Source organism: Verrucomicrobiaceae bacterium, from assembly GCA_016713035.1.
Classification (GTDB): domain Bacteria; phylum Verrucomicrobiota; class Verrucomicrobiia; order Verrucomicrobiales; family Verrucomicrobiaceae; genus Prosthecobacter.
Genome location: JADJPW010000004.1, coordinates 169,957 through 195,152, shown reverse-complemented (window position 1 = coordinate 195,152; position 25,196 = coordinate 169,957). Strand labels below are relative to the sequence as shown.

The 25,196-nt window shown below is 57.6% G+C and carries 26 protein-coding genes and 1 tRNA gene; 2 read left to right on the top strand and 25 right to left on the bottom strand.

The window, feature by feature from the left end; all coding sequences use genetic code 11:
- Nucleotides 1–18: 18 nt before the first annotated feature.
- The 17 genes from IPK32_14970 to IPK32_14890 all read right to left on the bottom strand — a co-directional run bounded on the left by IPK32_14970 (nt 19) and on the right by IPK32_14890 (nt 13,443).
- Nucleotides 19–2,550, bottom strand: coding sequence for an FtsX-like permease family protein (locus tag IPK32_14970; protein ID MBK8093245.1), 2,532 nt, complete (start codon nt 2,548–2,550; stop codon nt 19–21).
- Complete coding sequence (locus tag IPK32_14965; GenBank protein MBK8093244.1) at nt 2,547–3,212, bottom strand: RloB domain-containing protein; 666 nt, start codon at nt 3,210–3,212, stop codon at nt 2,547–2,549. The genes IPK32_14970 and IPK32_14965 overlap by 4 nt, the downstream gene beginning before the upstream one ends.
- Nucleotides 3,209–4,609 (bottom strand): AAA family ATPase, encoded by a 1,401-nt coding sequence (locus IPK32_14960; protein ID MBK8093243.1) that lies wholly within the window; start codon nt 4,607–4,609, stop codon nt 3,209–3,211. The genes IPK32_14965 and IPK32_14960 overlap by 4 nt, the downstream gene beginning before the upstream one ends.
- Nucleotides 4,610–4,654: 45 nt before the next feature.
- Nucleotides 4,655–5,332: an ABC transporter ATP-binding protein gene (locus IPK32_14955; GenBank protein ID MBK8093242.1), complete on the bottom strand. Its 678-nt coding sequence runs from the start codon at nt 5,330–5,332 to the stop codon at nt 4,655–4,657.
- A 33-nt stretch (nt 5,333–5,365) separates the two neighbouring features.
- Complete coding sequence (locus IPK32_14950) at nt 5,366–6,082, bottom strand: transporter substrate-binding domain-containing protein (protein MBK8093241.1); 717 nt, start codon at nt 6,080–6,082, stop codon at nt 5,366–5,368.
- A 116-nt stretch (nt 6,083–6,198) separates the two neighbouring features.
- Nucleotides 6,199–6,273, bottom strand: a tRNA-Val gene (locus IPK32_14945).
- 98 nt (nt 6,274–6,371) lie between these two features.
- Entirely contained in the window at nt 6,372–6,605 is a 234-nt protein-coding gene (yidD, locus tag IPK32_14940) for a membrane protein insertion efficiency factor YidD (GenBank protein ID MBK8093240.1), read from the bottom strand.
- On the bottom strand, nt 6,602–6,883 hold the full coding sequence (rnpA, locus tag IPK32_14935; GenBank protein MBK8093239.1) for a ribonuclease P protein component: 282 nt from the start codon (nt 6,881–6,883) through the stop codon (nt 6,602–6,604). The genes yidD and rnpA overlap by 4 nt, the downstream gene beginning before the upstream one ends.
- Before the next feature lie 152 nt (nt 6,884–7,035).
- A complete protein-coding gene (gene rpmH / locus IPK32_14930; protein ID MBK8093238.1) occupies nt 7,036–7,224 on the bottom strand; it encodes a 50S ribosomal protein L34 in 189 nt (62 codons plus the stop codon).
- A gap of 161 nt (nt 7,225–7,385) precedes the next feature.
- Nucleotides 7,386–8,195, bottom strand: coding sequence for a L,D-transpeptidase (locus IPK32_14925; GenBank protein ID MBK8093237.1), 810 nt, complete (start codon nt 8,193–8,195; stop codon nt 7,386–7,388).
- 244 nt (nt 8,196–8,439) lie between these two features.
- A complete protein-coding gene (locus IPK32_14920; GenBank protein MBK8093236.1) occupies nt 8,440–9,420 on the bottom strand; it encodes a trypsin-like peptidase domain-containing protein in 981 nt (326 codons plus the stop codon).
- 12 nt (nt 9,421–9,432) lie between these two features.
- The gene (locus tag IPK32_14915; protein MBK8093235.1) at nt 9,433–10,641 is read right to left on the bottom strand and encodes a hypothetical protein; all 1,209 of its coding nucleotides are present in this window, start codon (nt 10,639–10,641) and stop codon (nt 9,433–9,435) included.
- Between the two features lie 107 nt (nt 10,642–10,748).
- Nucleotides 10,749–10,994 carry a hypothetical protein gene (locus IPK32_14910; protein MBK8093234.1) on the bottom strand — a complete coding sequence of 82 codons (246 nt, stop codon included), beginning with the start codon at nt 10,992–10,994 and terminating at the stop codon, nt 10,749–10,751.
- Between the two features lie 28 nt (nt 10,995–11,022).
- Nucleotides 11,023–11,751, bottom strand: a complete 729-nt coding sequence (locus IPK32_14905; protein ID MBK8093233.1) for a hypothetical protein — start codon at nt 11,749–11,751, stop codon at nt 11,023–11,025.
- 40 nt (nt 11,752–11,791) lie between these two features.
- Nucleotides 11,792–12,199: a biopolymer transporter ExbD gene (locus IPK32_14900; protein ID MBK8093232.1), complete on the bottom strand. Its 408-nt coding sequence runs from the start codon at nt 12,197–12,199 to the stop codon at nt 11,792–11,794.
- A gap of 54 nt (nt 12,200–12,253) precedes the next feature.
- On the bottom strand, nt 12,254–12,973 hold the full coding sequence (locus tag IPK32_14895) for a MotA/TolQ/ExbB proton channel family protein (GenBank protein ID MBK8093231.1): 720 nt from the start codon (nt 12,971–12,973) through the stop codon (nt 12,254–12,256).
- A gap of 92 nt (nt 12,974–13,065) precedes the next feature.
- Entirely contained in the window at nt 13,066–13,443 is a 378-nt protein-coding gene (locus IPK32_14890) for a hypothetical protein (GenBank protein MBK8093230.1), read from the bottom strand.
- Between the two features lie 256 nt (nt 13,444–13,699).
- On the opposite strand from IPK32_14890, the gene IPK32_14885 reads away from it, so the two are divergent.
- On the top strand, nt 13,700–14,311 hold the full coding sequence (locus IPK32_14885) for a hypothetical protein (protein ID MBK8093229.1): 612 nt from the start codon (nt 13,700–13,702) through the stop codon (nt 14,309–14,311).
- Here the strand turns inward: IPK32_14885 and IPK32_14880 are convergent.
- The 5 genes from IPK32_14880 to IPK32_14860 all read right to left on the bottom strand — a co-directional run bounded on the left by IPK32_14880 (nt 14,308) and on the right by IPK32_14860 (nt 21,057).
- Nucleotides 14,308–15,138 (bottom strand): hypothetical protein, encoded by an 831-nt coding sequence (locus IPK32_14880; protein MBK8093228.1) that lies wholly within the window; start codon nt 15,136–15,138, stop codon nt 14,308–14,310. The two genes, IPK32_14885 and IPK32_14880, sit on opposite strands and share 4 nt — an antisense overlap.
- A gap of 6 nt (nt 15,139–15,144) precedes the next feature.
- Nucleotides 15,145–18,312, bottom strand: coding sequence for an SAM-dependent DNA methyltransferase (locus IPK32_14875; GenBank protein ID MBK8093227.1), 3,168 nt, complete (start codon nt 18,310–18,312; stop codon nt 15,145–15,147).
- A 263-nt stretch (nt 18,313–18,575) separates the two neighbouring features.
- Nucleotides 18,576–19,415, bottom strand: coding sequence for an alpha/beta fold hydrolase (locus IPK32_14870; GenBank protein ID MBK8093226.1), 840 nt, complete (start codon nt 19,413–19,415; stop codon nt 18,576–18,578).
- Nucleotides 19,416–19,541: 126 nt separating this feature from the next.
- Nucleotides 19,542–20,066 (bottom strand): peroxiredoxin, encoded by a 525-nt coding sequence (locus tag IPK32_14865; protein ID MBK8093225.1) that lies wholly within the window; start codon nt 20,064–20,066, stop codon nt 19,542–19,544.
- Between the two features lie 34 nt (nt 20,067–20,100).
- The gene (locus IPK32_14860; GenBank protein MBK8093224.1) at nt 20,101–21,057 is read right to left on the bottom strand and encodes a hypothetical protein; all 957 of its coding nucleotides are present in this window, start codon (nt 21,055–21,057) and stop codon (nt 20,101–20,103) included.
- Between the two features lie 87 nt (nt 21,058–21,144).
- Here IPK32_14860 and IPK32_14855 point away from each other — a divergent pair, with 87 nt between their 5' ends.
- Nucleotides 21,145–22,455 (top strand): glucose-1-phosphate adenylyltransferase, encoded by a 1,311-nt coding sequence (locus IPK32_14855; GenBank protein ID MBK8093223.1) that lies wholly within the window; start codon nt 21,145–21,147, stop codon nt 22,453–22,455.
- Between the two features lie 91 nt (nt 22,456–22,546).
- Here the strand turns inward: IPK32_14855 and IPK32_14850 are convergent, their stop codons facing one another.
- From IPK32_14850 to IPK32_14840, 3 genes are all read right to left on the bottom strand, one after another.
- Nucleotides 22,547–23,815 (bottom strand): C39 family peptidase, encoded by a 1,269-nt coding sequence (locus IPK32_14850; GenBank protein ID MBK8093222.1) that lies wholly within the window; start codon nt 23,813–23,815, stop codon nt 22,547–22,549.
- 158 nt (nt 23,816–23,973) lie between these two features.
- The gene (locus tag IPK32_14845) at nt 23,974–24,360 is read right to left on the bottom strand and encodes a hypothetical protein (protein ID MBK8093221.1); all 387 of its coding nucleotides are present in this window, start codon (nt 24,358–24,360) and stop codon (nt 23,974–23,976) included.
- Nucleotides 24,361–24,591: 231 nt separating this feature from the next.
- Complete coding sequence (locus tag IPK32_14840) at nt 24,592–25,191, bottom strand: macro domain-containing protein (protein ID MBK8093220.1); 600 nt, start codon at nt 25,189–25,191, stop codon at nt 24,592–24,594.
- Between the last annotated feature and the right edge of the window lie 5 nt (nt 25,192–25,196).

Here is a 25,196-nt window from a genome sequence, read left to right as displayed (position 1 = left end):
TGGAGGGCACCTCTGCTTTCATTCCTGCTCCTCCCACCGCATCTTCGCTGCCCATTGGCCGACGCAGGCTGAAACGACGGCTCCGACGCTTATCACGGCGAGCATGAGCACCGCGAGCTGTGCCCAGGGTAGAGAAAGGCTCAGCGTCCAGCCAAAGCATTGCTTGTTCACGCGGTGGATGAGCAGCCAGCCAAGCCAACCACCGGAGAGCAAGCCCATCATCGCGCCTGCTAGCGCCACGCCTGCTCCCTCCCAGGCACTCGCACGGGCGATCTGGCTGCCGGTCATGCCGAGGCTGCGCAGCGTTCTCAGGTCTGCCCGGCGCTCCAAGAGCAAGCTCGCTAAGGCTAAGCCCAAACCTGCCACAGCGACGAAGACACCGATCACCTCCAGCGCATACGTCACGGAGAAGGTTTGGCGAAAAATGCGCAGCGCCTCGCGGCGAAGATGCGCGTTGGTGAAGACGGTGAGGCCTGGATGGGCGGTGGAGAGCGTTTCGGCCAGCTTTTCGGCATCGGTGCCCGGTTTCAGCATCAGGCCGACTCGCCACGCCATCTCGCTGTCGAACCACTCGCGGAAAACGGACTCGGCAATCGAGATGGAGCCGCGTTCGTTGCCATAGTCGGCATGCACGCCAGCGATGTGCACGCTGTGACCGCCGGGTAGTTCCAAATCATCACCCACCGCGACTTCGAAGCGCTCAGCAAAGCTCTCATTGATGATTGCGCCGTTGTTTTCCCACCAGGCAGCGCTCGTTGGCTCCTGCACCCACGCATAGACCGCGTTGCGTTGCGAAAAGGAGCCGTCCACACCGAGCACCATCGTCGGTGCACCGCGTAGCGTGATGCCGCGTGCGCGGAGAATGGCTAGCTCGGCCACTGCGGGGAGAGTGCGGATTTTTTGCACGGTGGCGGCGCTGATTTGGTGCGTGCTGCTAGCGCTTTGCGCACCAGCGCTGGAGACATACAGATCGGCCTTCAGCGTGCGCTCGATCCAGCCGCGCATAGTCGAGTCAAAGCTGGCCACCATGATCGCCATGCCCGCCGTCATTGCTACCGCACTGGCCAGAGCTGCGACGGCAAAGCGGTGCCGCACCGTGGGCCTGCGTAGGTGACTGAAACCGATGCGCTGCGTCACCGAAGACGATTTTTGGGCCAACTTCGGCAACAACCAGCCCGCTGCCAAACCGGTGCCCAGCAGCCATGCTAAAGCCGCTGCATAGCTGGCCAAAGGCACACGCGTCCCTCCTGCGAGCCGCCAGGCGCCGAATTGAGCGAGCACCGCCGCTACGAGCATCAAAGCCCAACCGAGCCACTCAGCACGCCACCAGCCGCCGCCACTGAAAGTCGCGGCTTTTTTGCCGAGCAGATGAACCGGAGGCGTCTGCGCGGCCTCGCGTGCGGGCCACCATGCAGCGACCAAACTCGTGATCAGCGCGATGCTCATACTCAGTGCGGCCTCACCAGGATGCAGGGCTGAGCTTTGCACGCTGGAGGCTCCGTAGAGCGCATTCACCGTGCGGCTCACACCACCGACTGCGGCCTGCGCTCCCACCCAGCCGACACCGAGGCCCAAAACGCCGCCAAGCAGGCCAAGGAGCAGCGCCTCGATCAAAAATGCCCGCTGCACCGCCGCATCGGTGACGCCGAGGGATTTCAAAATGCCGATCTCCTCACGCCGACGGATGACGACACCATCTAGCGCCTGAAAAATGAGGTAACCGCCCACAAAGAGAGCCAGCAGCGACAGGATGGTCAGATTGAGCCGAAAAGCCTCCGTCATGGTGCCTGCGAGCATGCGGCGATCTTCCACACCACTGACCTGCCAGCGCTCTTTGGCCGCTGCACGGAGCAAATCGCCCGTTTCATCCCGCAGCGTCGGAAAGGCCTCACCACGCTCCACCAGGATTTCGACGCGATCTACCTTTCCCTGCTTTTGCATGAGTTTTTGCGCAGCGGGCAGATCCATCAAAAGCAGCGAATCTGGCGGCGCAGGCACTCCAGGCAGCTCCGGGATCACGCCACCGATTTTCAGCGTCAGCACCTGCTCATGCAGCACCACACGCAGTTCATCGCCCACTCGGAGTTTTCGGCGTTCGCTGACAAAAATGCCATCTGCGGCCTTCAAATCGCCGGTGAGGCCTGCGGGGGCTTCACCGCGTAAATTCAGCAAACTCACGAAATCCACGCCCACGAGCCGCCAAGTCGGCTGGAGGCCGATTTTAGTCGTTTTTTCCTCCGTGTAGGGCATGACGGTGTCTTCGACGACGGGCAGCAAATGCACCGGACGCTCACCGAGTACGTCACGCATCTCCCGTAGCCAGCTTTCGCTCAATGCGCCCGTGCTACCTGTCACTGTCCAGTCCGCCTGCCGCGTGATGCCGCTGGTGAACTGCTCAAAACCCGCCAACGCCGCACGATTCGCCAGCCGCATGGCTAGATACACGCCCGAACCCAAGGCCAAAATGAGCATGAGCATGACCTGCTGCCGCCACGCCAGCCGCCAATGCCGCAGCCCGCATTTTTCGAGGATGAGGCGAGTGGGGGTCATGGAGCAGGCCAGCCCTGACGTAAGTGTGCTGGCACTGACTGAAGGATTTGCTCGACGATGCGATAGACACGTGACCCATTTCCTTCCGGCACGTCCAGGTGAGCATCACGATCGGACACTTTGGCGTTTTGCACTGCGGCATGGATAGCTGGCAGGGGATAATGCGCGGAATGGAGATGTTTTTTGTTGTAGCTACCCAATGCAGTCAACAAGTAAGGGTGGACATCTTCGCACTTGGAGATGCTCAGACTGGCTATGTCAGCATGGTGGTGGAGTAGGAGCCAAATTTCGAAACACGGACGGCTCATCGCCACCGAGTAGCCTTTCTGACGAGCCAGTTTGAAGACTTCGATCAACTGCTTTTTGTGAGCATCTTGAATCCAGTGATCCGTATCCAAAACTAGCCATTTTTCATCATCTGCATGGCTTTCATGTAAGCGCTCGAATTCGAGTAAGCGGTCAAACACATGTTTGGGAGAAGAGCGACAGTCTTCCGTTGGCAAAACATGCGTCTTGATCCGGGAAGAACGGACATGGGTCCTCAGGATGTCGAAGTACTGTTTGGCGGCATAGCGATCTTCTGTGGCGATCACAAAGAGACGGTCGTCGAGAAATGTGCGCTCATCACGCCCGAGCGGCCTGGGCTTGCGTCCAGTGCTCATGCTGCCGCCTCCCGTCCCGCATGGAGTTTTTCAAGGTCACCGAGGAATGGAATGGCACCGAAACGGCCCTGCATGTAACCACGTTGGAGACGGAGGTCTTTGCGGACTGGAAACTGCGATAGTGGGTAAAGATTGGAAGAACTGCGCTGGTCCTTTTCGACAAACCAAATCTCGTCACGCCGCAAAAGATCGAGGTCCAGCAGGATGGTGTCATGGGTGGTGAGGAGAAGCTGGCGCTGAGTTTGCAGAGCCACCTTGAGGAATGCCTCGACGAATTCGCGAGTGAGCAGGGGATGGAGGCTGCGATCAATTTCGTCGATAACGATCACGCTATCCGATTTCAATTTGGGATAGATGACGGGGAGCAGGTGGAGGAGGCGACGGGTGCCATCCGACTCTGCTACGAGTGGCAGCTCGAAAGGCTTTTCCTGCCCAGCATGATGTTTCGTCGCTATGGTGTGCACGAAGTAACCGCCGTCACTTCCGCGGGTCATGGCCATCATGCCGCCAGTGGGCAAGGTATAGTCAGCGACGGTATCACGCTCAAAGTCCGATTCAGCAAGTCCTTGTGCGAGTCCAAAGGGAATCATGTCACGGGCATGTTCGAAGGGGAGTTCCTCCGTCCTCAAGCGTATGATTTCATCCACGCCAGTCGATACTGATTTCAAAAATGAGGAGGAGAAGGCGGCAAAGTCAGGACTGGTGGTCAACAAACGGTGGAGTCCCTTTAAATGTTCGCCGGGGTCGATGATCATGAGGGATTCGGAGAACCAGCGCAGCACCGGACGGACCCATTCCCCCTGGGAATCGCTGCCGACGTTTTCATGAATCGCGTGCAGGAAGAGCTGGTTCGCACGGCTGGATGATTTGGCGAACTGGGCAAAGGCGTGGATTTGGGACTTATCTGCGACGGCTTCATCCGCGAGTAGGTTGCCGAGTTTGATGTCGATCTTACCCGAGGCATCGGCGCTGCGCTCGTAGAGCATTTTTTCGTTACCGCCTTGCTCAAGTACCAACCACTCAGATTCGATCTGGCTGTCTGAAACCTGAAAACCAAAGCGGAAAATGTGGCCCGCAGCGAAGATGCGAAAATCGAAGCAGGAGGGACTTGCGCCAGGGCCTTCCATGTGAGCAAAGGCTTCACGCGCGGTGTGCTTGCCTGGGCGCGGGCCATCCAAGACCATCCAGGCTGCGTAGCGTAAGGCTTTGATGAGATTGGATTTCCCAGCTCCATTCGCCCCATAAAGCACGGCAACCGGTAGAAGGCGGATATTTTCACCTTCGATCTTACAGCAATGATCGTCGTGACCGGCTCCGACACGGGTGCTGGCAGTCATGTCGAGCGTCTGCTCGTCACGAAAGGAGCGGAAGTTGGTTACAGAGAAGGAAATTAGCATTAGTGGCGACGAAGCCACACGGCTGAAATTTCGCGAGATTTTTTCTCACCAAATTCGCCCTTCAACCAATTCCCCGTCCCGCATGCGGAGGATGCGGTCGCAGCGATTTGCGGCCTCCTCGCTGTGCGTGACCATGAGCAGGGCGGCATTCGTTTCGCGCACGACTTCGGCGAGCAAGTCGAGCACCTGCGCACCGGTTTGCGTGTCGAGGTTGCCCGTCGGTTCATCCGCGAGGAGCAACGCGGGGCGGTGAATGATCGCGCGGGCGATGGCGACGCGCTGCATTTCGCCACCGGAAAGCTCTGCGGGCAGTGCCTGAGCACGATGAGAGACGCCGACACGCTCCAGTAGGCTGCGCACGCGGTTTTCGCGTTCCGCTTTGGCCACACCGAGGAGTTGCAGCGGTAGCTCGACATTCTCCGCCGCGGTGAGTGTGGGCAGGAGGTGGAAAAACTGAAACACGGTGCCGATGTGCTCCCGCCGCACGCGAGCGAGGCCATCGGAGTCGAGCGCGTGGAGTTTTTCACCCGCTACGATCACTTCGCCGCTGTCCGCGCGGTCCACACCGCCGATGCAGTTCAGCAGTGTGGTTTTGCCGCTGCCAGAAGGCCCCAAAAGTGCGGCTCGTTCACCAGCAGCGATCTGGAAGGAAACACTGCGCAGAATGGGGCGCTGCGCATAGGCTTTGGATAGGCCGTGAGCGGTGAGGGCAGGTGTGGTCATGAGCCCAGGATGGGGATGGGTGCGATGCACGCTTCACTCGATCTCAAAGACAAAGGGCAGGCCATTCTCACGCATCATGCGGAGCTCTTTGGCCATGTACTTTTCTGCGAGGTGTGTGAAGGCGTTTTCTTTCCGCATGCGGCTGAGGGTGGCATTGACCTGTTGTTTGAGGGTGTCATTGCCCTGGCGGATGCCGACGGCCCAGAACTCGGTGTGAATGGGGGCGATCAACGCACGGGTCTTGTCTGGATGCTGCTGGTGATAATTCATGACGCTGATTTGATCGTAGATCCAGGCATCGACGTTGCCATTGACGACTTCGAGCACGCAGGAGGCATCGAGATCGAGCGCTTTGATCTGGGCAGTGGGAAAATGTTTCCGCGCCCAGCTCTCGCCCGTGGTGCCGAGACTGACGACGATTTTGCGCCCTGGTGCGGCCAAGTCTTCGGCGCTTTGCACGGTGGAGTCTTTAGCGGCGAGGATGCTCAAGACGGTCTTCACATACGGGTCAGAGAAGTCGATGGACTTTCTGCGCTCGTCATTGGCGGTCATGGAGGAGATGACGAGATCGATACTGCCGGTGCGCAGGGCGGTGATGAGGCCGTCGAAGTTGATGTTGCGGAATTCGACTTCTTTCCCGGTGGTTTTGGCGATTTCGCGAGCGATTTCGATACTGATGCCGCTGAACTGGCCTTTTTCATCTTTGAACTCAAAGGGCGGATAAGCGGCATCTGTGCCGATGATGATCACGTCACGCTTCGAGCAGGCAGTGAGCAGATGAGGAGCAGGATCGAGAGGAGACGCATGGAGGAGGGAAGGGGAGCGGCCTCTCCGGGAGATCGTCCTGCGGCGAGCGCCGAGATGGATGGTGCGCGGAGAGGGATTCGAACCCCCGACCAACTCGGTGTAAACGAGCCGCTCTACCACTGAGCTATCCACGCAATGCTACCGATGATTTGCTGTGCAAACACCGGGCGGCATTATGGCGGTATGCCATGCGCTGGCAAGTTGTTAGGCAAAGAGACTCTGAACTGTGGCACTATTTCGGTGGCACTGGATCATGGCCGCAACCGCCCCAGGGGTGACAGCGACCGATGCGGCAGAGCCCCATCCAACTGCCACGTAGGACGCCGTGGGTCTCGACAGCCTCAAGAAAATAGGCGGAGCAGGTGGGTGTGTAGCGACAGCCTGAGCCTGGCCCCCCAAAGGCGTGAATGACGGGGGAGATGCATTTTTGGTAAAAGCGGATCAGGACGCGGATGACGATTTTCATGTCGCGGAGGCCGTGGGGGCGATTGGCTGGCTGGGAGCGGCTTTTCGGAGGATGCCGAGTTTTTTTGCCAAGTGGAGCCAGTCGGACTCAAGCTCGTGGTAGGAGGCCTCTGGGGCTCTCCAGCGTGCGATGGTGACGAGATGCCACCCTGGCTGAATCTCCGCCCGATGCGCACGGATGATCTCTCGGAGGAGACGGCGGACACGGTTGCGCTGGACAGCTCCGCCGATTTTACGTCCAGTCACGAGTCCGAATCCGAACTCGGCTACTTGGGGCACAGGCAGACGCTCAAGACGAGGTAACGGCCTGGTTTACTGGTGCCTTTTTCCTTCACGAGGGCGAACTCGCTGGCCTGTTTCAGCCGCAAATGGGATGGCAGGCGCATGGTGGCGAGTAAACGACGCCTGTGAAGGAGCCGGAACGCCGTGGACTAGGCGTGCTGCTGGATGTGGCGCTTGAAGTGGACTTCGACGCCCTTTGGAAGGAGACGCTTACGACCGACGCGGCGGCGACGGCGCAGGATGTCACGGCCATTTTCCGTCTTCATGCGGGCACGAAAGCCAAACTGCTGCTTCCGCGTGCGCTTGGATGGTTGGTAGGTCCTGAAGGTCTTGGGCATGGTGGGTAGTGGGGTTGAAAGGGGTGTTTTTCGGGGAGGACCGGGATGCCGCCGTGTGAGTAGGCTCCCCGGAAAAAGGGGCGGGAGACTACCGGGAGCAGCCGGTTTGTCAAACAGGGCTTCGCGTCCTTATTTGACGGGGGGCAGGCTAGCCTGGGCTTTTAGCCCACGGCACGGCGTTTGGTCGGGGTGGATTTCTTCGTCACGCTGCTGCGGGTGCCGGAGGAGGATTTCTTTTTAGCAGCGGTGCTGCTGCTCTTGCTGCTGGTGCGCTTCGCAGGAGTGGCTTTTTTGACCGTGGTGGGCTTTTCTGGACCCGCAGAGAGGTTGGCCTCGGCGTTGGCTTTCTCGCGGGGGTCCGTCTGGAGCTTGGCGATCTCGATGGGGACGGCTTTTTCGATTTCGGTGGTGGGACTGGCGGGTTGGGCCTGGGCGGCGGCGACTTCGGCCTCTGCCTCGGCCTTCCCTTTTGGCAGACCAGAGGTGGTGATGTACACCTTGGCTCCGACAGGGACGGAATCGAAGACATTGACGACGTCCTTCATACCCATGCGGACGCAGCCGTAGCTAGCTGGCTGGCCGAGGCGGTTCTCTTCAGGGGTGCCGTGGATATAGATGAAGCGGCCGAAAGCGTTGCGGTTCGAGCTCTCGGTGCCTTTTAACCACAGGATGCGGGAAACGATGGGGTCGCGGCCGGGGGCATTGGGCTTGATGACTTCACCGCTCCAGCGGCGGCTTTTCAACACGGCACCGGTGGGCAGGCCGGAGCCGATCTTGGCGACGACTTCATGCTGCCCGAGAGGGGTCCGGTTGCTGCCGGGCTTGTCGCCGGTGCCGAACTTCGAGGTAGAGATCTTGTAGGTCTTTCGGAGCTCTCCTTGTTCATAGAGGCCGAGTTTTTGATCCTTCACACTGACGACCACGTCTGCCTTTTTGACACTGGTGCAGTGTGTGAGAGTGGCCGCGAGCATGCCGCAGGCCGTAACACGGGCCAAAAGGCGGAGATGACAGTCGCGGGAGAAAAACAGCATGTTTAAGAAGAATGATACAAACCAAAAGTAAGGCAAACTTAAATTACCATCATTTCTGAGATAACTCAAGGGGTGGCAGAGGCGATTCCGGCGGCGAAATTGGGCAGCGGTGGGGCTTTTCATGCGGATGAATTGGGTTCTGCATCATCTGACGATGCAGCGCCGAATTCATTGAAAAAACTGCTTAGTTCGTGATGCGGCGGTATTTGCCGGAGGCGTGGTCTTCGATGAACTCAAGGATGAAATTGATGCGCTGCGCCATCTTAAACTGCGAGAGATTTGGGTCCGTGAGTGAGAAAGTATGGACGCCGATAACGGTGCCATCAGTGGTGAGCAGCGGGCCGCCGCTATTACCACCGTAGCTGGGGATGCTGACCTGAAAGACGGGGTAACGGCCCTGAAAGGTTCGATCCGTGGCGCTGATGCTGCCTTTGACGACCGTGGCACTGAGGTTGGAAAACTTCGGGTAACCAATGAGAACGACGTCATCGAGATCACGCACTTTTTGAGAGTCCCCGAGCGGGAGTGTCGCGTGATCGGTGTGGCTTATGCGCAGTAGGGCGATGTCCGGCACCTCTTGTGAGGCGACGACTGTGGCACGATGTGTGGAGCGATCTGCTTCCATCACGACTTCGATCGACTGGGCATTTTCGATGACGTGTTGATTGGTCAAAAGCAGACCTGGGGAAATGAAGAATCCTGTGCCATGGCCTTCACCTTGACGTGTTTTGACTTGGACCATGACGACGGCTTTTTTCCATTGTTCTGCACGGGCGGAGAGGCTGTCTGCGGTCAGTGCGGCCTCGACTGGTGCTGACAGTGGCAGAAAGCCCCGCATGCCAGCGGGGACGAGAGTTACTTTTTGCTCTGTGGGGTGGGAAAGAGCCTGGGCACGACCAGCGAGGCCATCCTTCCAGCCATCGAGAAGGAGTTTCATGTCGCCACTTTTGATGCCATCGATTTTGACACGGAGCATCGAGAGCACCCGTGAGAGGTGGCCAGCAGCATCCTTTTCCTGCACGGCAAAAAGGCGGAAACTGGAGGACGCCTCCTGCGCCATGAGCCAGCCGACTTCATACCACTCGCCTTGAGGGTGCGGGGTGGCCGCTCGGAGTGGCGCAGCGGTGGTGAGGAGTCCCAAAAGAAGTGCAAATAAGCTTTTCATGGCATGGGGGCCTCAGCGTGGGCGAAGTTTAAAGAGAAGTTCTTGGCGGAAGCCGCCGTCGTCTTGTGTCTGTAATGGGCCGACGCGGATTTCGATTTTTTGATTCTCGACGCTGCGCTCAAAGACAGTGTTGCCGCCGGCAGAGCTATCATCGGCCCTTGTGGTTGAGCTTTGCAACACTGCTCGGATTTTTGCGGCTGCGATAGCGTCTGGAATAAGGGCGATGAGTTGCTCATCAAAACGAGCAAGCTGGGCCTTTGCGAGGGCGACATCGCTGCTGTTTTGCAGCGTCTCTTTGAGAACATCCGTCATGATGACCATGCCGATGTCTGCTGCCAGGATTTTCCCATCCTGAGCGGCCCAGAGCATGGCGCATCCACCTTTTTCTCCTGCCGTATAGAGTCCGCTCTGGATGGCTCCGTCCTCTGCTGCGGGTAGTTTTTTCGAGAGACTGATCACACTGGCCTCGAGGGGGGAGAGGGAACGTCCACCCTTTTCGCGTGTGGTGCGTGCGGCATCTAATAGGTCATCATAACCAGTGAGTAAGACTTTGCTGATTCCTCGGGCATCCACTGCCTCAATGACGGCTGTTTCGGCGGAAGCTCGGGGTTTGCTTGAGCGTGCTGCGATTTCTTCTTCCTGGGCTTTTCGCCGCTGTTCGGTTGTCATGCTACTGCTCGCCGCAACTCTAGCTGCATTAAGGGCTTTTTGACGCTCCATTTCAGCATTGGCGATGGCCTGTGCTGCGACTTGATATTCGCTTTTCGAAAGCCAGCGGCCTTTGTATCTCACGAGGCCTTTCTGATACGAATCGAGCTGCTTCTGTATGGCCCCATTCACTGCTTGGGCGACTGCTGCGACCTTCGGAGAGCTGCGACCAGCGGCGGTGAGTCGTTGCTGCATCTGTGAGCATGCTGCGGCCTGGGTGTCATTGACGAAATCCGCCTCAAACATACCCCCGAAGGCAATTTCTTCGATGACAAAGCCTGCTTGTACAAAAAGCGGCTTCGTTTGCCCTACGTCATATTCCATCCATGGGGTGGAGATGCGTGACGACCTGTAGAGTGTGGCAGAGTAGTATTCTGGCTGCTCACCTGCGGTGGCTTTGTAGATCACGAGACCTTTTGCGAAGCCACTCGCCTCTTGCGCATACACCTGTGCTAGGAGCATGGCTAGGAATAGCAGGATGGCGGTGAGGGTATGGTTTCGAGCAGGCCGCATGCGTGGTCTGGGTAGATTGGGTAGGAGTTTCTCCAATCCAGGCCCACCTGTCAATATGCGCGATCTACTTATAGTGCGTATGCGTGCAAATACGCTGGGTTCTGGGCTCAAATGGGCCGTAGCCGCGGGCGATCGTTTGGAGTCTGGCAGATGGGGCAGATCGTGACGCTGTTTTTTTCTGCTGGATCGCGTGTGTAGGCGGTGGAGCACATGCGGCACTGGATGGCGACCCTGCGGCGGTGCGTCTCACGTCGCCGCTCACGGATGAAAGTGTAAAACCATAGACTGCACACCACGCCCAACCCCACTGCAACAAAGAGGAAAATCAAATCGCTAAGGTGGATGGGAATCATGATCAGAGAGAAATCGACAAGGCGGACATCACGGTGCTGTGCTGGTGACACCTGATTTTTCCCAGCGAAAACCCAGCGTGGCATAGGTGCGCGGGCTTTTCACCGCAGGGGCAAAGTGTATTGCACTGAGCTGTGTCTGAAGTGCGGCGAGTGTAGCAGGCGATTCATTGCCGCACAACGGCAGCACTTGTAGTACGCGGCCAGTTTCGTCGATCAAAACGCGGATGAGCAGTGCCGCTGGATCTGCGAGCTCGATGTGATCGAGCTGTAGGCTCTTGGGCGAACGCTTCGCGACATCTGCACTCAGCAAGAGGCGCAAAACGGAGCGCGGGGGCGTCTGCGGTGGTAGGGTAGCACGGCGTGGCACAGTAGGTAGTAGGTTGCGTGCATCTGCGTGGAAAACTGGCCGCGTAGAGTCCTGCTCTTTGTCAATGCTGGGAGCTGGACGCAGCTCCAGCTCAACGCCGCTGAAACTGGGGGAAAAAGACGGGAAGCCCGCCTCGCTGGCTGCGTCATCCGCTTCGGATGGCATGAGGCCGAAACTTTTATCCTGCGCCCGGTGGATGATGGCGAGCGCAGCAGGATCTGCCGGATCGAGCACAATGATACGCTGCGAGGTGGCATCCGCACGGACCATGGCCGGATAAGTGATGCGAAAGATGATGAAGACCACACTCAGCATCACCATGAGCAGTAGGAACCACCCCGTCAGTCGCAGCAGGGAGCGATCTCGTATGTTCCAGGCAAAGGTGAGCATCGTGTGGGCGAGTTTTTAGACCCCTCGTTTCATAGCTGCGTCATTGTTGGGGAGACACCGTAGCAAGGGCCAGAGCGTAGCCTTGCTGGTGTGCGATATTGGTCACAGCGACCAGTCGGCCACCTGGGGCCATGCGGTCGTGGTGAATGATGGCGCGGCGCTCGCCATCGCGATGCTGGCGCAGTTTTTCGCCCAGGGTATCCAGCGTGACAGGCTGACCATCAAAATAGATGGCGGCCTCATCACCCGCCGGGATGGTGATGATGTGAGCGCGATCGAACCCTGTCAGTAGCGATGTGGATTGCGCTGGATCGACAAGCCTCAGACCAGAATTGGCCAGAAAGCCTTTGTTGAGCATGTAACACACGATCAGCAGCATCAGTGCATTCATCAGCGGTGCAGCGAAGATCCATGGACTCTGGCGCGGGAGTGTGGATTCGAGCTTCATCGTGGAAAGGTGTTCTCAGTTGCCGTTTTTATACTTTTTGCGGCGTATCGGCGATCACGCCTTGAGGCCTCGCACACGGCCTGCACGGGCCATGGGCACAGGTGTCTCCGCCTGATGAAATTCCACGATGTTCGACGCCGCCTTGCTGTCCTCGATGAGATTCACGATCTCGATGCCTGCACGCTCCAAATCATGCATCAGGCTACGGGCTCGGGCGCTGAGGAAGGCGTAGCCGAGGAAGGCCGGTATGGCTACTACCAGGCCCAGTGCTGCCGTGATCAGGCTCTGATACACGCCCGCTGCCACATCCTGCGGTGTGATGAGGCCATTGGTCGACGCCAGCTTGGTAAAGCTATTGAGCAGACCCAATAAGGTGCCGAGGAGCCCGATCAGCGGCCCGATGTGGGCCAGCGCATTCAGCAGACCTAGGAAGCGCTCCAGCCTGGGCACCTCTAGCTGTCCAGCCTCTTGCACGATCTCTTTGAGCTGCTCACGCGGGGCACCGTGGCGCAGTAGCGCAGCGTGGATGACACGGCCAGCGGGCACACGCGTCGCCACGCACTCCTGTAGGGCCTCTGCATAGTTCCTACGGCTGATCAGAGTGGCTAGCCCGGCTAGGAACTCGCCGATATTCATGCTCGCACGGTGAAAGTAGGCCATGCGCTCCAGGAAAATAGCCCCGCTGAGGCATAGGCAGCCTAGTAGCAGCCACACGAGCGGCCCGCCCTTGGAGACGAGTTCTAAAGGTGTGGTGGCGTTGCTGAGGTCGATCATGGATTGCCGGGAGCTAAAGGGCGGGCCGGGAAATTTACCTCTATGGGCGTAAAAGTAAACGTTTCTGTTATCCACCTCGCAGGAGCACTTATTCACCAGCGTGGCTCTGCCAAAAAGGCATCTGCGAGGTTCAGGGGTACCGCCTCTGGTGTAGGGGCCTGGGGTGCTGCCTCCGCATGCTGGGCGTATTCCATCTGGGCCGCCTGGTGACTTAGGGAGGGGATATCAGTTGTATTTTCACACCGCACAAACAGCACCCGCCCCTGTGGTAGGCTGCGCAGATAAATCAGGCCCCCATCATGCTGCTGGAGTAGCTCCACGCAGTCTCCAGCACCGCCACGGCGCCCAGCCTCCCCTGCAGCGCTCAGAGTCGCCTGTGCCAGCACGAGCACGGCATGACCAGGGGGCTCCAGGGGGCCCCCGGCCGCCAGCACCGAGCCGCCGGAATCTGCGATACAGGCGCATAACACGCCAGAGATGGAGGTGAGAGAGGTCAGTGGGCAAAAACGGTGATCTGTGATAACTACGCCGCTCCAGGAAATATCACCTATTCTTTGTGCCGACTGTATTCTCCCCCCCCCCAAGGAGGCCACAAAACATCCGAATCAGGGCCTCCTTTGACGCAGCGAATGAGCTGTTGGTGGAGGTGAGTAAGCAGGTGGTTTGATGGTGTTGCGCTCATCATCAAGGTTACCGCAGTTCCATCTCACGCTTACTCTGTCCACCATGAGCACCGCAATCGCTCTTCGACCCGTAAGCTGGCAACGCATGGCAAAAGGCATCGACGACGTCATGCGGCGTCTCGAAGGTGCGGTGATGGCGCTGGCAAAATTCGGAGTTCGATATGCTGTGGTCGGTGAAAGTGCCGTTGCGGCCTGGGTTTCCCGTGTGGACGAAAGTGCTGTGCGAAACACCCGTGATGTGGACATCCTTCTTCGACGCGAAGATGCCGAAAAAGCCCGTGAAGCACTCGAGGCAGCCGGCTTCGTGCATCGGCGCATTGCCTCGCTCGGCAAGGCTGGCGCGATGGATGTCTTCCTTGATGGCCCCGATGCCAAGGTGCGGGACGCTGTGCATGTGCTCTGGGTCGGTGAGAAACCCGTGCCGGATGCCATCGAAAACACCCCCGAACTGCATGAAACCGAAGTCGGCGAAGGCTTCTCTCTCGTGCCTTTGCAGGACCTCGTGCGCATGAAGCTGATCTCCTTCCGCGACAAAGACCGCATGCATCTCCGCCATTTGCTTTCTGTCGGCCTCATCGACGAGTCTTGGCCGACTCGTTTCCCATCTGAACTCGCGTCTCGGCTGCAAGTCATTCTGGATGATCCAGAGCGCTAGACGGACTTTTTCACCGCTTCTTCGTGTGTATCTCCCGAACAAGGTAGCCATAAGTGGTAGATCGAGATGGGTGGAGCTGTGCCTTTGTTCTCCAGATACTCAAAACCACGCTCATGCATACTGGCATGCAGTGGTTCAGGGCAGTAGGCAGCGAGTGCTTTGCTGGAAACCGGCATCGGCTGGGACAGGGTCTTGAGACGCACGACCCGATCAGGCTCCGCCATCGCTGGGATCAGATCGCCTTGGATGGTTTTCTGGTTTCTCGCATAGGCGAGCATGATGCCTTCCTGCATCGCCCAAGCATAGTCACCTTCCACAAAGCGGATCATGCCATTGTCGCAGTACCACTTTCCGGCTGAACGATTGCTCGTGGCGTCCACGATTTTGCACTCGACGAGCAAAGCGTCGTAGCTTGGCAGCACGAATGAACGCTCGTTATAGTTGAGCTGGAACCACAAATCGGGTGATGGGCGGATTTTGAATTGGTTGTAGCTCCGTGCGTTTGACTGCCGGGTGACAGAACGGAAGAAGATGTTCGTAAAACCAGGAATGCCGCCCATGGCCGGATTGCCATTCGCTTTGAGCACCGTGTTTTCGATGTACTCCATCAATTCGGCGGTGATTTCGTCTTCGCTGAGATCCTCCAGATCCTTGCCCTGCTTTCGCAAGACTTCAAAGGAGTGGGCGAGCACTTTGCAGACAAGTTTGATGAGTTGGAGCGAAACGTTTGGGTGAGGCAGCTTGTAGCTGTTTCTGGCCGCCTGCCACACTCCGACTTCGTCAAGTCGGGTGAAGGTGTTGCTGGATGGGGTGCCTTGTTCGCTCATTCCGGGTTACTCGCTGAGGTCAAAGGCATCCAGGTAGTCACGGACGATGTGCTGGGCGCAAAAGGTGGCTCGTGTGTGGGTCCACCAGCGCTGTTCGTTGAGAAGGCCGAGCAACAAACCCCGTTTGCCATCAAGCCGAACGATCACGCGGCTGGCCCCGTAGGTGTCGGCCTGCTTGGCTGCATGATTGAGCAATCTGGAATCCAGCTCCAAAGGCTGATCCTTGCGATGAATAGCCACGAAGGCCCAGACATCGAACTGCGGGCGTTGTTCCAGGCCCTTCGGCTTGATCGTTATCTCTACCTGATGCCCTGAAATCTCAAAAAACGGCTGAATCATGTCCTTGAGGCTCTGAGCAAAGGACGCACGCGAGCAATAATCCTTTTCGTTCTCGAACGCGACAGGGGCAAACGCCGCTTTGCCCTCGATGCGATAAGGAGCAGCAGAAAACAGGGTGTCCTTCATCACCTGCACATCCTGCGGCTCGATCTGGTAAAGCTGAAAGAAGAAGTCGTCTATCCCTGCCCACGGTTTGGTGGCCGCAGGATTGGTTTCCAACTCGTGAGCGAGGCGCTTGATCGTAGCTTTTGTCTCAGCGGGCAACGCCGAGACGTCAGGGAACGGGATAGCATCGAGTTCTTCCTTTTTGAAAGTCTGTCGATCAGCCCCAAACCGAGCACTTGTCATCAATAGAAAAAACTCAAACAACAAGGTGTGAGGCAGCAAGAAAATGGTGGCAGCCAATAACTCGGAATCCGGGTGTGTATGACAAGAGTAGCCGTAGTAGCTGACTGAAAATGCCATTTTTCTATTCGACCTATACGCCCGTGGCGAACACCGCAAGGCGCTAGGCGACTCCGGCACAATGACAACCGGTGGTTTGTATAGATCGACATTTCTTGGGCGGTGCGCAGTTTCAGTCTCCCACAACTCACTGTAAGTCTTTAGCTCATTATGTGGTATCAAGAATGCTTTGCCCTCGGGCTTCACAAACACCTTCATATCAGCCAACCAGGAGGCTGGCTCTTGCTTTGAATCAGGTGAACGATTGAAACCAAGGCCCGTTCGGTCTTCTTCCGGATCCCAACTATGCCATATATCAGCCAAGGTTGTTGGGAAGCTTTGCTGAATCGACTCCAATATCTCGACACCACGCCATGTGCCGACCTGCAAGGCCTTGAGTAGCCAAAGCTTTTGGCGGAGGTTTTCGGAATTCAGGGAATGAACCGTTTGGTAATCAATACGGAAGCGCCCTGCTCTGTTTAGAACTTTGTCGTTCAGGGGCACCGCGTAAGCGAAGTTCGACTTGTGCTCGGTTGGTGTGCAGTTTCTCGCGAACAACAAGCAGAAGGGCACTTTGACCTCCCACACCTGTTGAGACCAGCGCAGTTCGGCACCGTTGATCAGTCCTGTGATTTTCAGTGCTTGTAACACGCACTGCCACGCCTCTGATCCACGTGTCATCGCATGCAGAATCAACCTGGCTGGCAGAGCCAGTGCAATTGTGGCCTCAGGTTTGGCCCACATCGTCGCCCGCCACAGGAAGGGGAGGTCGGGGTTGTTGTCCGGGTTCTCGTAGTTTTCGGCCAGTGCCGCCAAATTCGGATCTTTGCGTGCTTTCAACGCCATCCTGCCGATGTCGGTGAAGCGTTGAATTGTTTTCGCTATCCGAGTCCAGGGTGGATTACCGATCACAAGGTCAAATGCAGCATCAAATTCCTGCGGCACATTCTCCCCGAGGCTGCCGATTTGGAACCCCTCCGTCTGACTGGGATCACGAAAGCTGTGCAGGACCGTGCCACGCAGGTCATCGAAGCGGAGTTTGTTCACCGGATGAGGTTTGGGGTCCATCTCAATCGCGGTGATGTACAGCGACAGGGCTGCCAGCCGCAGCGCAGACTCGCTGACATCAAAGCCGGTCAGCTGCTCACGGAGCATCTTGCGGATCAGTTTGGTGTCAGGTGCCTGCTCGTCATGCTCCCAGCGCTTCTGGATGAGGCGACGAAAAGCGAGCACGAGGAAAATGCCCGCGCCACAGGCTGGATCCAGCACACGGGCGTGCGCCGGATCTTTCACCGCACCTGGGCCGAAACATTGATCCACCATCAGCCGAGCAATCGGCAGGGGTGTGTAGTGGACACTGGCCTTCTTTGCCTCCTCACCCTCCACCCAATGGCTGTAGCTCTCGTACACCTGGCTGAGCACGCCAACTGGGACGTGGGCAAAATTCATCTCGCTCCAGTCGAGATCGAGTTCCTCCTCGATCGCTTGGGATTTCGCGCTGACTATCCAGCCTTTGAGTATAGCTCGAAGATGATCAAAGAAGTCGGCTCCAACGCGATCATGCACTGTCTTGTAGTAGCGTCGATAAGCCGCTGTCCGTGCCGGTATATCATCCGTGGGGATGGACTGGTCTTGTTGCTCGCTGAAAAGGCGCAAGAAGTCACCATTGAAGGTGGCATCCAGCCAGGCGGAGGTTTGTGCCGCCTTTTCGACATTCGAGAAGACATCCTTCAAGTCCTTGGCCTTTTCGCAGATGTCAGGGCGGTCATCGGGAACAACGATCTTTCGGTCGATGAGAAAGCGGAAGAACAAAGCGCGACCGCACATGGAGAGCACCTCTAGACCAGTGAGCCTTGTGGGATCGGTGGTGCCGTGAGCTGGCACAAACCTCCTAGCAGTGACCATCAACTGATCGAAGATCAACTTCGCCACATAATCCATCGCCTTGGGAGACCCGGCACGTTTGTCCATTTGGCCGTGAATCAACCGCTGGAAAAACAGTGGAGCGTCGTCATCACCAGCACGCTTCGTGGCCTGTTCGTTGGGCTTGGGCTTGAAAGAGATAGGGCGCACTTCCAGTTCGCCAGGACGCAGAATTCCCAGCCACGCCGCATCACTACGATTGGCGAGCTGCTTCTGGAGTCCCTCCAAGTCGTCGGGCTCACCATCGACGACATACAAAACGGGTGCGTTCTGATGCTCTACAACTGCGTGTACCGGGAGCGCTGTGCTGCGGTCCCCCCGCTTCCCAGGAATCAGGTCCAGATACTCTGCTCGGGCATAATCTGGAGTGGTATCGTCTGAACGAAGCTCAACCACATAATGACACCCGAAGTCTGAGAGCCGCTTCACGAGCGGACGGGCGTCGGGTTGGTCAAAAAGGTCTTTCATTTCGGTGGGCGTCGTTGGGACTGGCAGTTAACGATGTCAATTTATCGCTTTTGTATAGCTGAAGACTGTTCAAGCGCACTCTCAAAATCGATATGACAACCATCCAGCCCCTCCTCAACCGCATCAGGCGGACAGATGTTTCCGCTTCTGTTTGTGACGATCAGCGGGGCGCATGTGCTGCCTTTGCTGATGGTGTTGGGTTTGGAGATGAACAACGCGAGAGATGAGATAAAGAGATTCTTCGGGCTGCTGAAAGAGTGTCTCTACTTTGCTGCTACTCGGTCCATCGCTGTTGCGATCTGTTCTGTGGCGAGATGGAGGATGTCGTTGTGGTGCATGCCGGGGAGCTCTTGGAGGCGGATCATGTCCTTATGGGATGCGGCGAGCTCACGGCTCATGCGGATGGGGATGACTTCGTCATCGGTGCCGTGGAGGAGGATGAATTGGGCGGGGCCGTTTCCTGCGGTGGCTTGCATTGCTGTGCGGTTATCAAAGCGGTGCATATTCAGGTAGCAGAGTGGCCAGCCGAGTACCACGCGCCCCATGTCGGTCATGCTGGTGAAGGGGGCGATGAGCACGCCTCGATGGAGTTTGAGGTCCTCTGTGGCCATGAGGGCGGCGGCGGCTCCCAGGGAGTGTCCGAGCACTAGGGTGCGTGTTTTGAGGGAATCTGCGTCCTGTCCTAAATCCATGGCGAGTGCCGCAAAGGCAGCAGTACTGCTTTCACGGATGTTTTTCGGTGTGGGCTTCCCCGCGCAGTCGCCGTAGCTGGGGTAATCGATGAGTAGGTAGGCGTAGCGGCTATCCCACGCCTCATTCACGCGTAGCCAATCGAGGGCGAGGGAGCCGTTTCCTGAGAAACAGAGCCATAGCGGTGCCGTGCGGGCATCTCCATGCCGTGGTGGGATGAAAAAGGCTGTCTGGGCCCCTTGCGTGGTCTGGTAGTGGATGCGGTGGCCTTTGGCTTGCCGCAGGAGTGCCACGTATGCCTCGCCATAGCTCCGTGGGTGGTAGATGAGCTTGGATTGGCACGAGAGGAGAAAAACCACCGGTGTGAGCGAGACGATGAGGAGGAGACGCAGGAGGCGGCGGCAGAGGGACATGGGGTGAGATTACCGCATGAAGGGAAAAGTCGTCAATAGATGGGGCGGCGGGATGGGCACAGATAACAAGAAGGGCCAAGGATCGACTCCTTGGCCCTGATTGGATTGTTTTTACTTTTGCGGTGCTTACTTCGTCTCTGCGAGCACACGCTTGATGTCCTCTGCCTGCTTATCGGTGCTGGCTTGGAAGTCTTCCCAGATGACTTTTCCGCCTTTGATGAGGAAACAACTACGCTTGGCGAGTGAGAGCACGCCACGGAGCATTTTTTCGACTTTGAAGGCCTCGACGATTTTGCCCTCGGGATCGGCGATGAGGTCGTAGGGGAGCTTGAATTTATCCTGGAAGGCTTTTTGGGCTTCTGCTTTGTCAAAGCTGACGCCGAGCACCTGCACGCCGTCTTTGCTCAGATCGGCGAAGGCGTCACGCAGGGAGCAGGCCTGCTTGGTGCAGCCGGGAGTATCGGCTTTCGGGTAAAAGAAGACGACGGTGGGGCCTTTGGCATACACGTCGGTGAAGTTGACGGCTTTGCCATCCTGATTCACGCCGCTGACGGCGGGGGCATCATAGCTGGCTTTTTTGCCTTCACCGGCATGGGCGGTGCCCAGGACGGTGCTGAGGAGGGTGGCGATCATGAGGAGTGTTTTTTTCATTGGGGTGGGCTAAGGTTTGTTCTGCGGATCAAATTCACTTCACGCTGACCTTGAGGCCTTTGATCGATGCGGCGAGCTTTTTCGCTCCGGCCTCTGTGGCCTTGGATTGGAAGAGATAGACGTTTTTGAGGCTCTGAATCTTGGCGAGGTGCTGGAGGCCAGCGTCGCTGATTTCGGTGCCATAGAGATTGATGTTTTGGAGCTTTTTCATGCTGCTGAGGGCCTCTAGGCCTGCATCGGTGATTTTGGTCTGGCGCAGATCGAGCTGCAGCAGGCGTGGGAGCTGGCTGATGCTCTTGAGGGCGGCATCGGTGATGACGGTGCGGCCGAGATCGAGCTGTACGATGTTTTCTTTGAGTGGCAGGATGGACTCCACTTTCGCGTCATCGCACTTGGAGACGCCGGTGAGGAAATCGACACGCACCAGCGCACTTTCCACTTTGACGGACGCGACCTGAGCACCGGCTGTTTTAGCCGCTGCGAGTACGTTTGCCGCTAGGGGCTTCACTTCCTTTTCCAGAGCGGCAAAGTACAGGTCATGCTGGCGCGGAACGAAGGCTCGCTGGGCCTGGATAGCGGCTCCGGCGGGCATACCCTCTGTGTTGCCCATCCAGGGGCCGAACTCTGCTCCTTCTTCGATCCACTTTTTCAGCAGAGCGACTTCTTCTTTGGTCAAATCGTCGCCTTTTGGGGGCATGTGACCGTCATCATCCTTGGGCAGCATGACGGACTCAAAGATGGCGCTTTTGACAGGGGAGCCTGCTGTGAGGACAGGGCCGTTTTCACTGCCTTTGACGATGGCCCAAGCCGCATCGAGGCGCAGACCGGCCTTGGGCTCCTTTTTTTTGCCTGCTTCTTCATAGGGGGCACGGTGGCAGTCGATACACTTCTTCGTGAGGAAGGGTAAGATTTCTTTTTCGAAGCTCACCGCCCCGAAAATAGGCGAGGAGAGCAAAAGAGTGGCAAGCGAGGGCAAGAATGAGCGTTTCACAGGTCAGAAGCAGGGTTGGGGCGGAGAAGAACGCTTGCCTCTCGGCCTTGTTTCAGGGAAATAGCTACACACAAACACCGCATACACATGAGCACCAAACGCGCCGCCGAAATAGAAGCCGACTCCCTCCTCCGCCGCAGCACGCTGGCCATCGTCATGGGCGGGGGCGCGGGCACGCGGCTGTTTCCATTGACCAAAGACCGCGCGAAGCCTGCCGTGCCGCTAGCTGGTAAATACCGGATCGTCGATCTGCCGATCAGCAACTGCATCAACTCTGGCCTGCGCCAAGTCTATGTGCTCACACAGTACAATAGCGCCTCACTGAACCGCCATCTCAACCGCACGTATCGCTTTGATCAGTTCACGCGTGGTTTTGTGGAGGTGCTCGCTGCGCAGCAGACGCCAGATGGTGAGCGCTGGTATCAGGGCACGGCGGATGCGGTGCGACAAAACTTGCGATACTTCCTAGAAGGGGATCACGAGCACTTCCTCATTCTCAGTGGGGACCAGCTTTACCGGATGGATTTCCGCAAATTGATGCGTCAGCATCTCGGAGCAGATGCGGACATCACCATCGCGACACTGCCAGTGAGTGAACGGGATGCTACCAGCTTCGGCATCATGCATAGTGATGAAAGTGGTCGCATCTATGAGTTCGTCGAAAAGCCGAAAGATCCTGCCGTGCTCGAAAGACTGCGCATGGACCCGGCCACGGTCAGCGCCCTCGGTATCGAGGGGGATGAGCCACGCTTTCAGGCCAGCATGGGCATTTATCTCTTTAATAGGAACGTGCTGGAGGAGTGCCTCAACAACACGCACAACGACTTCGGCAAGAACATCATCCCTGCCGCCATCCGTGACAGGAAGGTGCAGGCGTATAACTTCCACGGCTACTGGGAGGACATCGGGACCATCCGCAGCTTTTTCCAGGCCAATCTGGACCTCTGCCGCACGGTGCCACCATTCGATTTCTTTGATTCCACCTCGCCCATCTTCACCCACAGCCGTGCCCTGCCCGCTAGCAAGCTCAATGGTGCCCAAGTGCGTCAGGCCCTCATCGCGGATGGCTGCATCATCACCGATGCACACATCGAAAATGCTGTCATCGGCGTGCGATCCCGCATTGAGACAGGTACCACCATTCGCAGCTGCATCATCATGGGTGCGGACTTTTACTCTGGAGCACGCGGTACGGACCCGGATCGTCCGCCTCCCGGCATCGGCCGGAATTGCCGGATCGAGCGAGCCATCATCGACAAAAATGTGCATGTCGGCGACAACGTCGTCATCACCCCAGAAGGCAAGCCAGAGAATTTCGATGGCCCGAACTGGTACATCCGTGATGGCATCGTCTGTCTCCCAAAAGATGCCATCATTCCTGATGGGACATGGATCTGAGGCACGCTCTGAGGCGTGGTGCGGGCTCTAAAAGGCCCTCGCTGCTTTTCCACAGAGCGAATGGTCTTCTTCTATGTCACTGAACATGGGCTCAGAGTCCACGCGGAGCCATGGAGTAGAGACCGATGGTCACATCGTAGGCATCGTAGAGGGCCATGCGCTTGAGCTCGTGCCCGGCCCCCCAGGAGTCTGTGAAGAGCACATGCGTCATGAGGCCTTTCTCCATCTTGTAGCCGATGATCATGCGCATGTGCCCGCCGCGAGTCTGGCCACTGCCAGGCAGAGGTGGCTCCTCGGCAGCTTTACCCAATTCTAGAGCCCAGAGCAGCGGCACGCCCTTGTTCACGTATTCCTTTACGATGCTGGTGAACTCCTTGTCCGAGACGCGGCGCTTGCCGTTGTTCGAGTAGTAGAGCAATGGGTTCACCAGTGGCTTGAAGCTCACTTTGAAGCGCTCATCGATCTTGGTGAGGCTCTTTTGCATCACCATCACATTTGCGCCGCTATCCGCATCTGCGCTGACGAGCTGCGCCATCTCATGCTGGTCACAGGGGATGCGCAGGTACTCAAAGAGTCGCTGGCAGCTCGCCGCCACGCAGTAGCCCTTTGCGCCCTGGTCCACCATCGGCACGCCGGAGATGTAGGTGTCGCCATCTGGCTTTTTGGTCACTCGTTTGATCAATTCCATGCTCTGCACACCCGTGACCATTTTCCCCATCGTAAAGTCCGCTTGGTTCGGTGCCGCGAGCTTCAGGCGCAGGAATTCAGGCTTCGTGAGCTTGCCCGGCACTTGATACTCATTGTACTCCAGGAGCGCCACTGCCTGCGGCGAAGACCACATCCAGCCGACGACGGGCAGCGCCGCGTTTGAGGATAAAAGTTGCCGTTTCGGTGCGACCTTGAGCACTTGGCCCAGACTTTGGCCGATGAGCTTAAAAATCCGCTCAAACTCCGCCACTTGGATGTCCCCCGAGTCCCCCCGGTTGTAGAACGAGATCGTCGAACGCGCCGCCTTCCCATTCACAAACTCCAAAATCGCCTCCTCAACCTTGATCGAGCCCGCGAACATGGAGAGCTTCGTCTCCATATTGGAAAACATCTGCCTAGAGAACCGCGCACGCGTCTTTTCCGCGTTCACCCACTCAAATTGCGGCGGCTTCTTCTGATCCTCCTGTTTCGCCATCTTCGGCGTGTAGCTCTTTTCAAAATCATCGGCACCCCAGGTCCAGAGGGAGCTGAAATTGAGCAACGAGTCCAAATTCGCCGCCAGCTCCGGCGCTTGGCGATCACTCTGCGCGGTAGCGGTGAGGGGCGCGAAACCACCTGCGAGGAACCCAAGAGCTAGCCAATAATTTTTCATTCCGCTGTTCTACCCTTGGCGGGGCTTGTTTGTCAATGGATCGGGGTCATTCGTCATCCACCCCTCATCGCGGCAAGGCTGGGTTCAACCCCAGGGGCATCTGCTGGCTCGCGTAGCTCGCAGCCATGCACCCTTTCACGTTAGGCCACACGGTCTGTCTATCTCTGTGCATACTTCTGAATCCAAGGCTCTGGACTCTCGCCCAAATCCTGTCCGGTAGTGCGACGAAGATGCGCGACGATTTCGCGCACAACCGCCGTGCGATGACGCTCAACCACTCGGTCGAGCCGCGAACCCGCCCGCTGCTTGCTGCCGGACGGGTAATAAAAGACGGCATACTCCAGTGAGCCTGCGATGTCGGGCGGTGACGTGGACTGGAGTGCCCGTGTCCGCATCTCATCGAAAATCTGTGTCTGCTCGTCGGCAAATGCCGCCTGAACATGCAACCAGCCGTAGCTCCAAAACAGGAAACCGCTGCCCACGAACAACACCGCGCAGAAAACTCCGAGCGCAATCGTAAGACGTTTGAGGGCGGGAATACTCATGGCGCGTAGTGTGACCTAACGTCCAAGCTCACACACGCGGTGGGGTGGCGGCAAGCTCAAACGAAGGGATTAAACGAGGAGCTGGCGCGGCCCATGCGGCAAGCCCGCATTGCAGGCCACGGGAAGCATGGGGCGTGCCAGCTCCGGGCAAGCGTGAGTTGAACAATGCTACACCAAAGCCCCACCGCGTTGGGTGCAGCGCCTTGTTCGTTCCCGTTGTTGGCGTTGGGTTCAGTCATAGATCATCCCTGAGCGATTTAGACTGAGGTGCATCTTCTGCGCATCAGCGAAACTACCTGGATAGCGATGCTCTCCCAAGACCATCTCACGATATGCCTGCGCCATCTGCCCTGCCGCCAACTCTGGTGCCAGCTGACCGATGCCAGTGCCGAGCCCAGGGATGGCAATCGTCTCAATGGGTAAAGATTCGGCGTGGGACATTGCCGCACTCAGAATGGCCTTCATGGCGAGATAGGCGTTCACGGTCGTTCGGATACGCATAGGAACCCTCATCGTAGGGGCACAAATTAGCCACGGAATCTGCACGTCCTCAGTGGGAACAACGATGGCCTCACCAATCAGTAGCTCCCGCAATGGTCGAAGCTGAATAGCTTTCTGAACACGCTTCTCTAAATCCCACCCAAATCGCTCGGACAAGAGGTGATCCAAACCACCGTCCATAAATCCAAATGAGTTTGCGGGGCTGACTATGGCATCACATGGCACCCGACAAATATCTCCTGCGACAATCTCAACACCGGCCATGTCGTGAAAGGCATTCTTCCATGCATCACCAAGCGGCTCATCGCGATAGCATAAAACTATATTCATGGACT